Source organism: Cohnella sp. GCM10012308, from assembly GCF_042649185.1.
Lineage (GTDB): Bacteria > Bacillota > Bacilli > Paenibacillales > Paenibacillaceae > Cohnella.
The window spans coordinates 1-13431 of sequence record NZ_JBHRYU010000003.1; the positions used below are offsets into that span (position 1 = coordinate 1).

A 13431-nucleotide genomic window follows, 5' to 3' on the forward strand; every position below is an offset into this window, starting at 1 on the left:
CTTGCACCGTGTTTCTCAACAAGACCATGCGATCTCGTTGCCTATCCGGTCTTAGCATTCGTTTCCGAATGTTATCCCGGTCTTCAGGGCAGGTTGCCTACGTGTTACTCACCCGTCCGCCGCTAACCTCTTCAGGAGCAAGCTCCATCAGAGATCCGCTCGACTTGCATGTATTAGGCACGCCGCCAGCGTTCGTCCTGAGCCAGGATCAAACTCTCCATAAAGGGTAGTTCGACTTGCTCAATTCAATGCTGGTATAACTTTTGCTTCAGCCCCGAAAGGCTTCAGCGTCCGTTTGTTTTAACGCTCGATGTTCAGTTTTCAAGGAGCAATCTTGTCTTCGCTCTCGGCCTCGTTCTCGGCGGCCTCTCAGCGGCGACTTGAATAATATATCACACTCGCCTAATCCATTGCAACCCACAATTTCTGGAATTTTGCTTTCTTCCCGACGGCCGCTTGGCCGCCGCTCTTAGGCGCGAGAATTAATTTAACATATCTAAGCATAGCTCGTCAATGCGTTTCTCGATTATTTTTGCATTTAAATGACGAGCATGTGTTGCAGACCGAGTACGAGCGCGACGCCAGGCAGTCCGAGCAGCGTCACTGCACCGATCGTCGCCGGATTCAAGGGCACGTGCCATCCGCTGATCCAACCCGAAAAATTGAGCGCATAGATCGCAAAGGCAGCCAGCCCCATATGGGTTCCAAACCTCAAAAGCCAGCCTCCCGGCGCGCTCCTTCGCAATAGAAGCAGCAGCAGGGAGGCCGTAGAGACGATCAGCACGATGAGCCATATCGTCTTCATGCGCCCTCGCTCCCGACTACAGCAGATTCCATGCTAAACTCAGGCAGTTGCGCGGCCAGGTCCGCATGCCAGTGCATGCGCGCGCGCCGTAGCGTCATATCGAGCTTCTGCTCGGCAGCCTCAAGCAGATAGATGGCATAGTCGACTTGGTCCGCTCCGAGCGCATCGTCAAATCGCACGCACGCCTGTCTCCATTCCGCCTCGGCCAGACGAACCTCGTCCACGAGCCGTTCCCGTTCGGACTTGCGCTGCTGCGCCGCCAACCTCTCCCGTCTCCCCTTCAGCATTGCTCACCGCTCCCTCTCCTGTGTGGTCAAGCGCCCGCAAGGGACAACCCGATACCATTTATATGTCACAGAATCGGCATTCAGAATCAGGCAGGCATAGAAAAAAGCGCCCTAGGGCGCTTTTCGGTAAATATATGGATTGAGATTCTTAAGACAAGTAGAGACGTCAGAAAAGTTCGCGACGCCCTTCGAGCGCCTTAGAGAGCGTCACTTCGTCCGCGTACTCCAAGTCTCCCCCAACCGGAAGCCCGTGCGCGATACGCGTAACCTTGATGCCAAAAGGCTTCACCAATCTCGACAGGTACATCGCGGTTGCTTCTCCCTCGATGTTGGCATTGGTCGCCAGAATCAGCTCCTGCACGCGTTCGTCGCTGAGGCGCTGCACGAGCTCTTTGATGCGAATATCGTCGGGACCCACGCCGTCCATTGGCGAGATCGCCCCGTGCAGCACGTGGTAATAGCCTGCGAACTCGCGCGTGCGCTCCATGGCGACGAGATCCTTGGGCTCCTGTACGACGCAAATCGCGGACGGATCGCGGGTCTTGTCGGAGCAAATCCGGCAGGGGTCCGTATCCGTTATGTTGCAGCAAATCGAGCAATAAGTCAGATTGCGCTTGACGCTGACCAGCGCCTTCGCAAAATCGATCGTATCCTCTTCCTTCATCCGAAGCACGTGGAACGCAAGCCGGGCCGCCGTCTTGGGGCCGATGCCCGGCAGGCGGGAGAAGGACTCGATCAGCTTGGCGATCGGTTCAGGATAGAACAAGAGTCAGACGCCTCGCTTAGAACAAGCCCGGAATCTTCATTCCGCCCGTATACTTGCCCATGTCTGCGTTCGCCAACTCGTCCGCCTTGGTCAGGGCGTCGTTGACGGCGGTCAGCACCAGATCCTGCAGCATCTCGACGTCCTCGGGATCGACCGCTTCAGGCTTGATCGTCACGTTCAACAGCTTTTTATGGCCGTTCATGGATACCGTCACGACACCGCCGCCGGCCGTACCATCAATCGTCTTGTCGCCGAGCGCCTCCTGGGCCTTCAGCATTTGCTCCTGCATCTTCTTCACTTGCTTCATCATTTGGTTCATGTTGTTCATCTTATATTCCTCCTCAGTCTTCTCTAATGACAACCAATTCTTCTCCGAAAAGCCGAAGCGCCTCGTCGATCAACGGCTCGCTCTGCGGCCCTGCGCCGTCGTCCGGCACGAGCTGCAGCACTTCGGGTTCTTCTCTGCCCGCTCCGGAGGCGTCCGCGGAGGCTAACGCTTCCTGCCATTCCTTCTGAAGGAGCGTAGCAAGTTGAGTAGGTCTGCCGAGCACCGCGCTGAGCACGCCTTCGATTACCTGCCTGTTGGCGGGCTTCTCCGTCGTCTCGCGGTGGATCGAGTTGCGGAAGGCGACGAGCACCGTATCGTCCGCATAAGACACCGGTTCTCCGTCGACCAGCCAGGCGTGCACGGTCACGCGCTCTTCCTTGACCCGCTGCATGGCCTGCGGCCACTTGCCAAGCGCCTGCAGCACGTCCGGCGAACCCTTGACCGCAAGGAACGGGTCGACCTTGACGCGCGCGCGGAGCGGCGCCTTGGCCGCCCCCGACGCCGCGGCCCCTGCGGAGCCGCGAGCCGTGCCGGCTCCGCTGACGCGGTTGCCGCCGGCGTCGCCAGGACCGCCGGTACCCGCGGCCCCGGCCGGCACGCCTGTGCGCGCCAGCTCCGCGAGCTTGCGCTCGAGGCCGGCAACCTGCTGCTGAAGGCGCTGCAGGTCTGCGCCGGCGGAGGCGGGAGGAGCCGAAGCGGCCCCCGCTTGTCCGCCGGCGGCGGTTGCGCCGCCGTCCGAGCATAGCTTGAGCAGCGCGATCTCGAACATCGTCTGCGGATGCGCCGCGTACTTCATCTCCGTCTGATAGCGGTTCAAATGGTCGATGACGGCGAACAGCCGCTCCCGGCTGAAGCCGGATGCCGCCTGCGCAAGCGCCGCCGGATCTCCGGCACGGCCCGTCGCCCCCTCGGCATCCGGAGCCAACTGCGCCAGCAGCATGTCGCGGAAATAATGCATCAGTTGCTCGAGACACTTGTCCGCGCTCTTGCCGGCTTGCATCATCTCGTCGATCTCGCGAAGCGCCGCGGCGGCATCCTGGTCCCTGATCGCGGTCGCCATGCGCACGAACTGATCGGCCGGCAGTCCGCCCGTCGCGTCGACGGCGCCTTGAAGCGTGACCTCTCCGCCCGTGAACGAGGCGATCTGATCGAGCAGGCTTACCGCGTCGCGCATCCCGCCGTCGGACAGCCTGGCAATATAGCCCAGCGCATCCGGTTCGGCCGCAATGCCTTCCTCGCCGGAGATCTCGCGCAGCCGCTCGACCTGCTCCGATAGCGGCACACGGCGGAACTCGAAGCGCTGACACCGCGAGATGATCGTCGCGGGCAGACGATGCGATTCGGTCGTCGCCAGGATGAACATCACGTGCGCCGGCGGCTCCTCGAGCGTCTTGAGCAGGGCGTTAAAGGCCTCTGTCGTCAGCATGTGCACTTCGTCGATAATATACACTTTGCGCCGAACCTCTGTCGGCGCGTACTTTACTTTGTCGCGGATGTCGCGAATCTCCTCGACGCCCCGATTGGAGGCGGCGTCGATCTCGACGACATCCATCACCGCGCCGGACGTAATCCGCCGGCAGGCGTCGCATTCGTTGCAAGGCTCCGTCGCTGGGCCGCGCTCGCAGTTAACGGCCTTGGCCAGAACCTTGGCCGCCGTCGTCTTGCCGGTTCCCCTCGGACCGCTGAAAAGATATGCATGAGACAGCCGGTCTTCCCGGATGGCGTTCTGCAGCGTCTGGACGATATGTTGCTGCCCGACCATGTCCTTGAACGTCTGGGGACGCCAGGCACGGTACAATGCCATATGGGCCATTCCAAGTCGCTCCTGCCTGTGGTGTATTGCTATTTATTATACATCATCGCGGGGAAACGCTCCACCGCCGGATGCATGGCTTCCGGTACCGGAAGCGGCGCAAGGGATCAGAACGGTGAACACCGTGCCGGCTTCCGAGGAAGAGACCGCGATCCTCCCGCCCAAATCGTGAACGATCCGTTGACAAATGGACAGACCGAGCCCCGTTCCGCTTTCCTTCGTCGTATAAAAGGGGTCGAATATGCGGTCTAACGCGGCTTTGGGAATGCCCGGCCCCGAATCGCACACCTCGATGGCGACGAATCCGGGAATCGAGGGACTGCCGTGCCGCTCGCGAATGAGCAGACGGCCGCCCTTTCCCATGGCCTCGATCGCATTTTTGCCCAAATTCAGAATGACCTGCTTGAGCATCTCTTTGTCGGCGAGCACAGGCGGCAGATCAGGCTTAGTCTCATACAAAAGGACGATGTCGTGTAGAGTGGCTTCATTGCGGAGCATCGGCATCATCTCGCGCATCACGTAGCCGAGACGCATCGACGATAACTTGGTCTCCTTCGACTTGCCGAGCAGCAAGAATTCGCCTACCAGCTCCTGCACGCGATCCAGCTCGGACAGCACGATATGCGCATACTCCTGCTCCTTGGCCATCCGGCGCTCGTCGAAGGACTTTTTCATCAATTGGACGAAGCCCTTAATCGCCGTGAGCGGATTGCGAATCTCGTGCGCGGTTCCCGCCGCGACTTGTCCGATCATCTTGAGCCGGTCCGAACGGCGCACCTGCTCCTCGAGCATCATCCAGGGCGTGACGTCGTGGAAAAGCAGATAGGCTCCGATCACCTCTCCGCCGGAGACAAGCGCATCCCCGTCGACGACGACTTCCCGGGCCGCCCCTTCTTTGGTCCAAGCCAGCCGGCGGTTGCGGAAAGCTTCTCCCTGAAGAAGAGACCGGCCGAAGGGCAGCGGCAACCCCAGCGTCTCGGCCCAAACGTCCGCCGGCTGCCCGGCCCACGCGGACCGGTCTCCGCCGAATATGTCCCCCGCCATCGGATTCGCCTCGACGATCCGAAAATCGGCATCGACGAGCAAGACGCCCGTCCATTCGTCAGCCAGCATCCGATTCGCGAACAATCGCACGAAGTGATCCCGGCGCGCGCGGGAATCTCCCCGCCACTGCGCGACCGCTCTCACCGCTCCCTGCTGCTGCCCCTTGTCCCCCATGCTTCCCCTCCGCTCTGACACCTTAACCGCTCGCGCCGCCCGCCCTCTCGCGTTGGAATACGCTTACGCAGAAAATAAAAAAACACACCCCGGCGCAGCTCTGTCTACGCTGAGGTGTGTTGATATTGAGATATGAAAATCGTCATCGAATGAAGGACCGTGCACCTGCCCTCGATCGATACCATCCAGCCGTACTTCGTTCGTACGCTCCCGAAAGGCTACCCTTCAGCACAAGAACGTGACCACTTACGGCTGCTTCCTTCCGGACCTGACCGGGTTCATGGGCGTCCCTCGCGAAGGACCCTGCGATCAACGCGCCGGGACGAAGCCGGAACTGCGTGGCATGACCTCAAACAGGAATTCGATCTCGCTATAGCGGATTGCGAGTGACAGGGCACCGCTACCTCCCCATCTAGCACGGCATGACCTAGTATAACGAATATCGTCGTCAGGCGCAACTCACTCCGGCATAACGTTTCGCGGGAATCGTTCCCTGGCCGACGAATGCCGATATTAGCGGCCTCCGACCGTTCGAACGTGAATGTTATATCTCGGAAAATTGAAGCGAAGCACGGTCGTCGCCTGACTCTCCACCGTCTGCCGTTGCTGCGCGTCAAGCCCCGGCTTCAGCTTGACGGTCACGTAAGCGTCGGCGCCGTTGAAGGTAACCTGCGAACCGGCCACGCCGTTCAGGTTTTGAATCGTCGTCGACATCATCTTGTAGTCGTTGTCGTAATTGAGCGCCATGTGGCGTCCCGGAATGCGCGGGTAACTGCTCGTCCTCCCGAGCAGGCCGTCGTCTGCGTAGCTTTGCTGCTTGATGGAGCTGCTATTCGAGCCGCCCGAAGCGCCGCAACCGGCGATCGGAAGCGCAGCCGCGAGCAACGCGGCAGCCAGCAGCATATTAAGGCGGATCCCCGTTGGCTTAATCATGAAAAAAACCTCCCTTCGTATCCGTTAGGATGCGGAGGGAGGCTGCGCTCTATTCGTGGTTATACGGCTTGAATTAGATGCCGTACTTCTTCTTGAACTTGTCGATCCGGCCGCCGGCGTCCAGGAACTTCTGCTTGCCGGTGAAGAACGGATGGCACGCGGAGCAGATTTCGACCTTGATGTTCGGGCGAACCGAACCGGTCTCAAACGTGTTGCCGCAAGCGCACGTAGCCGTCGTGACGGAGTACTTCGGGTGGATGGCTTCTTTCATCTTAGAATTCACCTCTTCTGCCCTGGAACACATGCGGCTCCAGAGTTAATGGACATACTCGCACATTATATCACCGATGCACGCGTCCCGCAATGGGGGTCATACGCCAACTTCAAACGCGTGCGGCGACCCGATTTTTCCGCGATGGCGGGATATGCGTATAGGAGCCGATAACGACGTCCGGCAGCTCCTCGCGGAAGATCTCGAGCAGCGTCTTCATGCCGTAAATTTCGCCCTTGGCCTTCGGAATAAGGTTCAGGTAGGCGTCGGGATCGATGTTCAGGTTGCGCATCTGGATAAGCTTGAGCTTGGTCCGGCGCGCGAACTCGATCATGGCCTCGATCTCTTCTTCGCGGTCCGTGACGCCCGGGAAAATTAAATAGTTGATCGAGGTGTAGACGCCTTGGCTTTCCGCATACTTCATCGTCTTTTCTACGTTGGCGAGCGTGTACCCCCGCGGCTTGTAGTAAGCGTTGTAGTGCTCGTCGATCGCGCTGATCGTGCTGACCCGCATCAGATCGAGTCCCGCATCGGTGATGGCTCTCAGATGGTCGCTGAGCCCGGCATTCGTATTAATGTTGATATAGCCGTTCGACGTGCGCTCGCGCACTTTTTTAATCGCTTCGATGATCGTCTTGGCCTGCGTCGAGGGCTCGCCCTCGCAGCCTTGGCCGAAGCTGATGATCGTGTCGGGCTTTTTCAAATGCTCGAGCATGATGTCGACGACTTCGTCCGTCGTCGGCTTGAACTTGAGACGCGTCTGCGGGGACACGAAGCCGCTGTCGTCAGGCTGTTCGGAGATGCAGCCGAAGCACCCGGCATTGCAGGCGAACGATACCGGTACGGCTCCCTCAAGGCGCTGGAGGAACGTGTTGGACGATGTCAGGCATTCGTAGCCGAGCGCGCAATGAGACAAGTGCTGGTACAGCCGATTGTCCGGATAGGCGGCAAGCAGCCTGTCCACCTCGACCTTCAGCTCCTTGCGGTCGCAATTGTCAGGATTCCAAGGTTCGGGATCGTCCGTGGCGGCAGCCGCCACGTAGAATTCGCCGTCCTTCCAGACAACCGCCGTGTATCCGAACAAGGGAAACATCTGCTTCTTGTCCGTCTTGGTGTAACCCGGAACATAAAAGCGCGTGAAGCCTTGGGGCAGCAATGCCCCGACCGCCTGGCTGCCCGCAGGCAAAGCCTTCATCTCGCCGGTCTTGGGATTCATCCCGATCGCGCGCGTATGCGGCAAGCCGACCAGCGTAGCCCCGGCGGGGAGCGGAATCAATTCGTCTTCAAGCAGCTCGACCAGCCTGTCGCCGCTCCGCGCAACGGCATGAAGTTTATCGTGATCGTATACATTGCCGTGCTCGTCGGCGTAAACCAGGTACATGGCGTATAGCTCCTTTCGTGACTTGGACGCGCCCGGAAGATGCCGGGCGCGTCCTGTATGGCTTGGGCGGGCTTATTCGCCCGCCGGATTGTTCTTGGTCGTGCGCCGCTGACGGGGCGCCTTGGCCGCAGGGGCTTCGGCGTCCGCGGGCGCAGCAGGCGCGGCTGGAGCAGGCGTCGCGAGCGTATCGCCCGTGGCGCTGTCCGCCGCCTTGGCGGCGCGAGCGCTAGTCTTGGCGCCCGCGGCGGAAGCGCGCGTGCGCGGCTTGGCCGCGGCTGGCGGCGCTGCAGCCGGCTCCGACGCCTGCGGCGCTGCGGCCGACTCTGGCGCCTGCGCGGCAGGCGCGTCTTCGGCCGCTGCCTTGGCAGCGCGGCTGCCGCGGGTAGTGCCGCGCGGCGTCGAAGACAGAGCGCGCGTGCGCTTCGCGGGAGCCGGCGTGTCGCCGCCGGTTGCCGGCGCCTCAGGCGCTGCTGCGCTTGGCGCGGCGGCCGGCGCGGATGCTGCCGGCGTCGCTGCGCTCGGCGCGGCAGCCGGGGCAGATGCCGATGGCGCTGCTGCGCTTGGCGTGGCGGCCGGTGCCGTCGATGCCTGCGTTGCCGCGGCCGGTGTAGATCCCGTCGGCGCAGCAGTCGCATTGGACCGCGCAGCCCCCGAAGCGGCGTCGGCGCCGCTTGATGACGGTCGGCTGGATGCCGCGGAAGTGCTGCCGGACGCCGGCCTCGAAGTACGAGCTGCCGCTCCCGGCGAAGAAGCGGTCGGCCGCGCCGAAGACCTCGCCGCCGAAGATGCCGACGACGACGTGCCCCCTGTTCTGGATGACGCGCTCGTACGAGGCGCCGCTCCCGCCGGTGGCACGCCGCCCCCCGTTGTCGAGGTCGTGCCTGCGCCCGCGTTCCCGACGTTCGGGTTCGTCGCAGCCGAAGGCGCGATCGGCGTACCGTTGCCCGTTCCCGGGGCTACGCTCGGCGGGTTCCCGGCCCCTGCGCCCATCGACGATGATCCCGCAGGCGAAGACGGCATCTGCGATGCCGGCGAACTGCCGCCGGCGGACGGCGAAGTGGCGTTTGGACGCCCTCCATAAGAGGACGTGCCGTTCGAGTAGGTCGGACGGCTGCTTGAATAGCTGCCGCCGCGCGGCCCTGCATTGTAGCTGCCCGGACGGGACTGCGACAGCGGCCGGGAGCCTGAGGCCCCGGAATAACGCGAACCGCCGGTCGATCCGGACGAAGCGGAGCCGTAGCCCGCCCCGGTTCCCGAAGCCGCGCTGCCGGAAGAAGAGCTAGCGGAGGCGGAGCTGCCGCTAGCCGGCGAACCGCTCGAAGCCGCGCTGCCGGAAGAGCCGGAAGTTGTCGTGCCTCCGGTCTGTCCCGGACGCAGCGGGCCGCGCCCCGGCGTATTCGCTGCATTGTCCAGGACGGCCAGAAACTCCACGTTGGTCTTCGTGCCGCCCAGCTTGCGCAGGAACTGATCCACGAACTCGATCGAGTCGTTCATGCTCTTGCGCAGCGTCCATACCTTGTCGAGCTCCTCCTTGGAAAGGAGCATCTCCTCGCGGCGCGTGCCGGAGCGGCGAATGTCGAGCGCCGGGAAAATCCGGCGTTCGGCGAGCTTGCGGTCGAGATGCAGCTCCATATTGCCCGTTCCCTTGAACTCTTCATAGATAACGTCGTCCATCCGGGACCCCGTCTCGACGAGCGCGGTCGCCAGAATGGTCAGACTGCCGCCCTCCTCCACGTTGCGCGCGGCGCCGAAGAAACGCTTCGGCCGATGGAATGCCGCGGGATCGACACCGCCCGAAAGCGTACGGCCGGATGGCGGCACGACGAGGTTGTAGGCGCGCGCCAGACGCGTAATGCTGTCGAGCAGGATGACGACGTCGCGCTTGTGCTCCACAAGACGACGCGCCCGCTCAAGAACAAGCTCCGCAACCTTGATGTGGTGCTCGGGCACTTCGTCGAACGTCGAGGCGACGACTTCGCCTTTGACCGAACGCTGCATATCCGTGACTTCCTCCGGCCGCTCGTCGATCAGCAGCACGAACAAGTCGATATCCGGGCGATTCGTCGAGATGCTGTTGGCGATCTCTTTGAGGAGAAGCGTCTTGCCTGCTTTGGGAGGAGCCACGATGAGGCCGCGTTGGCCGAGTCCGACGGGAGCCAGGAGATCCATGATGCGGGTAGACAGGCGATGAGGCGTCGATTCGAGTACGAGTTTCTGATCCGGGAAAAGCGGCGTCAACGCCGGGAAGTGAAGTCTCTCTTGCGCGACTTCGGGGGTCTCGCCGTTAACGAGATTGACCTGCAGCAAACCGAAGTAGCGTTCGTTTTCCTTGGGCGTCCGGCATTTGCCGGAGACGAGATCGCCGGTGCGCAAGTCGAACTTGCGAATCTGGGAAGCGGAGATATAAATATCCTCCGCGCTGGGCAAATAATTGATCGGGCGGAGAAAGCCATAGCCTTCGGGTAAAACTTCCAGCACGCCTTCGAGAAACATGTGTCCGCCGCGTTCGGCCTGCGCGCGCAGAATGGCGATCATGAGTTCCTTTTTTATCATCTGGCTGTAGCCAGCGATCTGAAGGTCCTTCGCCAGCTTGTAAAGCTGGGTCAGGCCGAGGCCTTCAAGATCGGACATTTTAAAATCCGTCAATACAATCCCCACTTCATATTAGGATGTGCGGAACGCCGGAGCGGCTGTCGCCGCTCAAGCTTCTCGCCATACGTCCGCGCCGAGACCTCGCAAATGCTCTTCGAGCCTCTCGTAGCCGCGATCGATGTATTCCAGACCGGTGATCTCCGTCACCCCTTCTTCGACGGTCAACGCAGCCACGACGAGCGCAGCTCCCGCGCGCAGGTCGGATGCCCGAACCTTAGCGGCGTTAAGCTTGCTGCCTTCGACGATCGCCGAACGGCCTTCTACGCGGATCTGAGCGCCCATCCGCGCAAGCTCGGGGACATGCTTAAACCGGTTGCTGTACACGTAATCGGACAAAATGCTGACGCCGGTCGTCTGAGTAAGCAGGCTTGTCATCGGCGACTGGAGATCCGTGGCAAACCCTGGATAGACGAGTGCCTTGACGTCGACTGCCTCGTAGTCTTGCTGGCCGACGACCCGGATGGATTCGTCCATCTCGTAGACGTGAACGCCCATTTCTTGAAGTTTGGCGGTGAGTGCTTCCATGTGCTTGGGAATGATGTTGTCGATGAGAACGTCGCCGCGCGTCGCGGCGGCCATGATCATATAAGTGCCGGCCTGGATGCGGTCGGGAATGATGGAGTGTCTGCAGCCGTGCATGCGCTCTACGCCTTCGATGCGGATCGTCTCGGTGCCCGCGCCCTTGATCTTGGCGCCCATAGAATTGAGCAGCGTGGCTACGTCGATGATCTCAGGTTCCTTCGCGGCATTTTCGATAATCGTGGAGCCCTTGGCTCTGGCCGCTGCCAGCATAATGTTAATCGTGGCGCCAACGCTGACGACGTCCATATATATTCTAGCTCCGCGTAATTCGTTAGCTTTGATGCGGATAGCTCCATGTTCGTTGGTTACGATTGCGCCCAGGGCTTCGAAGCCCTTGATGTGCTGGTCGATCGGTCTCGGCTCGAAGTTGCAGCCGCCCGGCAGTCCGATGGTGGCTTCCCCGAAGCGTCCGAGCAGAGCGCCCATTAAGTAATAAGAAGCTCTCAATAGCTTGACCCGGCCGTTAGGCATCGGGATCGACTGAATGCCGCTCGGATCGATGGATAAAGTCTCCTCTTGCCACGAGACCCGGCAGCCTAGTTCCTGAAGCAATTCCTTATAAATCTCGACGTCGCTGATATGAGGCAGATTGTCGAGCCTGACCTCGGATTCGGCGAGTATAGCGGCAGGAAGCAACGCGATCGCGCTGTTCTTGGCACCGCTGATGGAGACCGTTCCGCGAAGCGGACGTCCCCCGCGTATCATCAGTTTTTCCATGAATGCATGGTCCTCCTAGTAGATGCTTCATCTACTCCGGGGGCGCGTGGCGACCGCGTTCGATGAAGGAAAGGAAAGACGCCCGGCGAGGCGTCTTGTCCGTACGTAAGACAGACGCCGCCGTCCGTCCGGATCTCCGGCTGCGGACAAGCCGCGGCGCGGCGGGACGGATTGCGGCGACGATTCTTCGATTAGGCTTGGTTGCTGCTGCCGAAAAGACGGATCTTCTCTTGAACGACGGCCTTCATCGCGTTGCGCGCAGGCGTCAGATACTTGCGGGGATCGATGACGTTTGCGTCTTTGCCTAGCACTTCGCGGATCGATGCGGTGCAAGCCACTTGGTTTTCCGTGTTGACGTTGATCTTGCCGGCGCCCGCTTGAATCGCCTTGCGGATCATGTCGTCCGGTACGCCGGAGCCGCCGTGCAGAACGATCGGCACAGGGATCTTGGCGACGACTGCTTCAATGATATCGTAGTGAATCTTGACTTCGCCCTTGTACATGCCGTGAGCCGTGCCTACTGCGATAGCCAGCGCGTCGACGCCGGTTTCTTCGTAGAAACGGATCGCTTCTTCAGGCTTGGCCAGCGAAGCGTCGGCCTCGTCCACGCTCAGGTCGTCCTCGACGCCGCCGATCGTGCCCAGCTCGCCTTCGACGGAAACGCCCATCGCGTGAGCGGCTTTGACGATTTCCTTGGTCAGCTTGATGTTCTCTTCGTACGGGTGGTGCGAACCGTCGAACATGACGGAGGAGAATCCTGCGCGGATACACTTCATGGCGATGTCGAAGGTGCTGCCGTGGTCGAGATGCAAGGCGATCGGAAGGCCGGATTTCTTCGCTGCCGCCTCCGCGATGGCAACCGTGTACTCGATGCCCATGTACTTCAACGCGCCTTCGCTGACGCCGAAGATGAAGGGGGACTTTTCTTCCATGGCGGCTTCGGTGATCGCTTGGGCGAATTCAAGGTTGTTCATGTTGAATTGGCCTACCGCGAACTTGTTCGCCTTCGCCTTGGGAAGGAATTCGTTCATTGATACGAGTGGCATTGTGATTCCTCCTGCGCTCTGAATAAGTCGTGTGCTGTCTTACTGCCCGACTTGCATGCGACGTTATTATATCACAAATGAAAGAAGGATTGTAAAATGACTGCCTTCTCCGGACCGCCCACTTCCAGGCAGGAAAAGCAAAAACCGCCGGACGTCTCCGGCGGTCTCCGATTCCAATAATCCGAGCAGACTTCAGGTACCTGCCGCGAACCTTGGCGACGGGCCTTCCTCCGCCAGCTGCATGTTGACGGCCACCCGAAGTTCGTCGATATCGAACGGCTTCGTGAAGTGCATCAGCGCACCCAGGTCGGTGGCCTCCTTGATCATGTCCAGCTCGCCGTAGGCCGTCATCATGATGACCTTGACGTCCCGGTTCATTTCCTTGATCTTTTTCAAAATCTCAAGCCCGTCCATGCCGGGAATCTTCATATCCAGCAGAACAAGATCCGGGGTATGCGTACGTACGATCTCCAGCGCCGCGCGTCCGTTCGCCGCCTGGAAAGTCTCGTAACCTTCGACGCTGAATACCTCTAGCAGCAAGATCCGAATGCCGATCTGATCGTCCACAATTAGCAGTCTCTTCTTGGCCACCTCATGATCCTCCTCTTCCTGTTGGTTCCTTCTTCCCGTAT

General features: G+C 60.7%; 12 protein-coding genes, 1 rRNA gene, 1 other RNA gene and 1 pseudogene. All 15 read right to left on the minus strand.

Annotated features, from left to right (window positions below):
- Window positions 1-224, minus strand: a 16S ribosomal RNA gene (locus ACFOTD_RS05395); the annotation flags it as partial.
- Between the two features lie 314 nt (window positions 225-538).
- Entirely contained in the window at window positions 539-805 is a 267-nt protein-coding gene (locus ACFOTD_RS05400) for a pro-sigmaK processing inhibitor BofA family protein (protein WP_378116503.1), read from the minus strand.
- Window positions 802-1092: a DUF2508 domain-containing protein gene (locus ACFOTD_RS05405; RefSeq protein WP_378116505.1), complete on the minus strand. Its 291-nt coding sequence runs from the start codon at window positions 1090-1092 to the stop codon at window positions 802-804. The genes ACFOTD_RS05400 and ACFOTD_RS05405 overlap by 4 nt, the downstream gene beginning before the upstream one ends.
- 166 nt (window positions 1093-1258) lie before the next feature.
- Window positions 1259-1858 carry a recombination mediator RecR gene (recR, locus tag ACFOTD_RS05410; RefSeq protein WP_378116507.1) on the minus strand — a complete coding sequence of 200 codons (600 nt, stop codon included), beginning with the start codon at window positions 1856-1858 and terminating at the stop codon, window positions 1259-1261.
- 16 nt (window positions 1859-1874) lie between these two features.
- Window positions 1875-2186 (minus strand): YbaB/EbfC family nucleoid-associated protein, encoded by a 312-nt coding sequence (locus ACFOTD_RS05415; RefSeq protein WP_378116509.1) that lies wholly within the window; start codon window positions 2184-2186, stop codon window positions 1875-1877.
- Between the two features lie 13 nt (window positions 2187-2199).
- Complete coding sequence (gene dnaX / locus ACFOTD_RS05420) at window positions 2200-3999, minus strand: DNA polymerase III subunit gamma/tau (protein ID WP_378116511.1); 1800 nt, start codon at window positions 3997-3999, stop codon at window positions 2200-2202.
- A gap of 36 nt (window positions 4000-4035) precedes the next feature.
- Window positions 4036-5217, minus strand: coding sequence for a two-component system sensor histidine kinase NtrB (locus tag ACFOTD_RS05425; protein WP_378116513.1), 1182 nt, complete (start codon window positions 5215-5217; stop codon window positions 4036-4038).
- Window positions 5218-5374: 157 nt separating this feature from the next.
- Window positions 5375-5638: signal recognition particle sRNA large type (gene ffs, locus ACFOTD_RS05430), an RNA gene on the minus strand.
- A gap of 92 nt (window positions 5639-5730) precedes the next feature.
- On the minus strand, window positions 5731-6150 hold the full coding sequence (locus ACFOTD_RS05435) for a hypothetical protein (protein ID WP_378116514.1): 420 nt from the start codon (window positions 6148-6150) through the stop codon (window positions 5731-5733).
- A 73-nt stretch (window positions 6151-6223) separates the two neighbouring features.
- Window positions 6224-6421, minus strand: a complete 198-nt coding sequence (gene rpmE, locus ACFOTD_RS05440; protein ID WP_090117667.1) for a 50S ribosomal protein L31 — start codon at window positions 6419-6421, stop codon at window positions 6224-6226.
- Window positions 6422-6533: 112 nt separating this feature from the next.
- Window positions 6534-7802, minus strand: coding sequence for a radical SAM family protein (locus ACFOTD_RS05445; RefSeq protein WP_378116517.1), 1269 nt, complete (start codon window positions 7800-7802; stop codon window positions 6534-6536).
- Window positions 7803-9187: 1385 nt separating this feature from the next.
- Window positions 9188-10433: pseudogene (gene rho / locus ACFOTD_RS05450) on the minus strand (transcription termination factor Rho); the annotation flags it as partial.
- Window positions 10434-10502: 69 nt separating this feature from the next.
- Window positions 10503-11753 (minus strand): UDP-N-acetylglucosamine 1-carboxyvinyltransferase, encoded by a 1251-nt coding sequence (locus ACFOTD_RS05455; protein WP_378116519.1) that lies wholly within the window; start codon window positions 11751-11753, stop codon window positions 10503-10505.
- A gap of 191 nt (window positions 11754-11944) precedes the next feature.
- Complete coding sequence (gene fba, locus ACFOTD_RS05460; RefSeq protein ID WP_378116521.1) at window positions 11945-12799, minus strand: class II fructose-1,6-bisphosphate aldolase; 855 nt, start codon at window positions 12797-12799, stop codon at window positions 11945-11947.
- Window positions 12800-12991: 192 nt separating this feature from the next.
- Window positions 12992-13390 carry a response regulator gene (locus tag ACFOTD_RS05465; protein ID WP_378116523.1) on the minus strand — a complete coding sequence of 133 codons (399 nt, stop codon included), beginning with the start codon at window positions 13388-13390 and terminating at the stop codon, window positions 12992-12994.
- Between the last annotated feature and the right edge of the window lie 41 nt (window positions 13391-13431).

What these genes read in the sequence shown, in the direction of transcription:
- ACFOTD_RS05415 (WP_378116509.1), bottom strand. Translation starts at nt 2,186, where the DNA reads ATGAACAACATGAACCAAATGATGAAGCAAGTGAAGAAGATGCAGGAG.
- ACFOTD_RS05445 (WP_378116517.1), bottom strand. Translation starts at nt 7,802, where the DNA reads ATGTACCTGGTTTACGCCGACGAGCACGGCAATGTATACGATCACGAT.
- ACFOTD_RS05425 (WP_378116513.1), bottom strand. Translation starts at nt 5,217, where the DNA reads ATGGGGGACAAGGGGCAGCAGCAGGGAGCGGTGAGAGCGGTCGCGCAG.
- rpmE (WP_090117667.1), bottom strand. Translation starts at nt 6,421, where the DNA reads ATGAAAGAAGCCATCCACCCGAAGTACTCCGTCACGACGGCTACGTGC.
- fba (WP_378116521.1), bottom strand. Translation starts at nt 12,799, where the DNA reads ATGCCACTCGTATCAATGAACGAATTCCTTCCCAAGGCGAAGGCGAAC.
- ACFOTD_RS05405 (WP_378116505.1), bottom strand. Translation starts at nt 1,092, where the DNA reads ATGCTGAAGGGGAGACGGGAGAGGTTGGCGGCGCAGCAGCGCAAGTCC.
- ACFOTD_RS05455 (WP_378116519.1), bottom strand. Translation starts at nt 11,753, where the DNA reads ATGGAAAAACTGATGATACGCGGGGGACGTCCGCTTCGCGGAACGGTC.
- dnaX (WP_378116511.1), bottom strand. Translation starts at nt 3,999, where the DNA reads ATGGCCCATATGGCATTGTACCGTGCCTGGCGTCCCCAGACGTTCAAG.
- ACFOTD_RS05435 (WP_378116514.1), bottom strand. Translation starts at nt 6,150, where the DNA reads ATGATTAAGCCAACGGGGATCCGCCTTAATATGCTGCTGGCTGCCGCG.
- ACFOTD_RS05400 (WP_378116503.1), bottom strand. Translation starts at nt 805, where the DNA reads ATGAAGACGATATGGCTCATCGTGCTGATCGTCTCTACGGCCTCCCTG.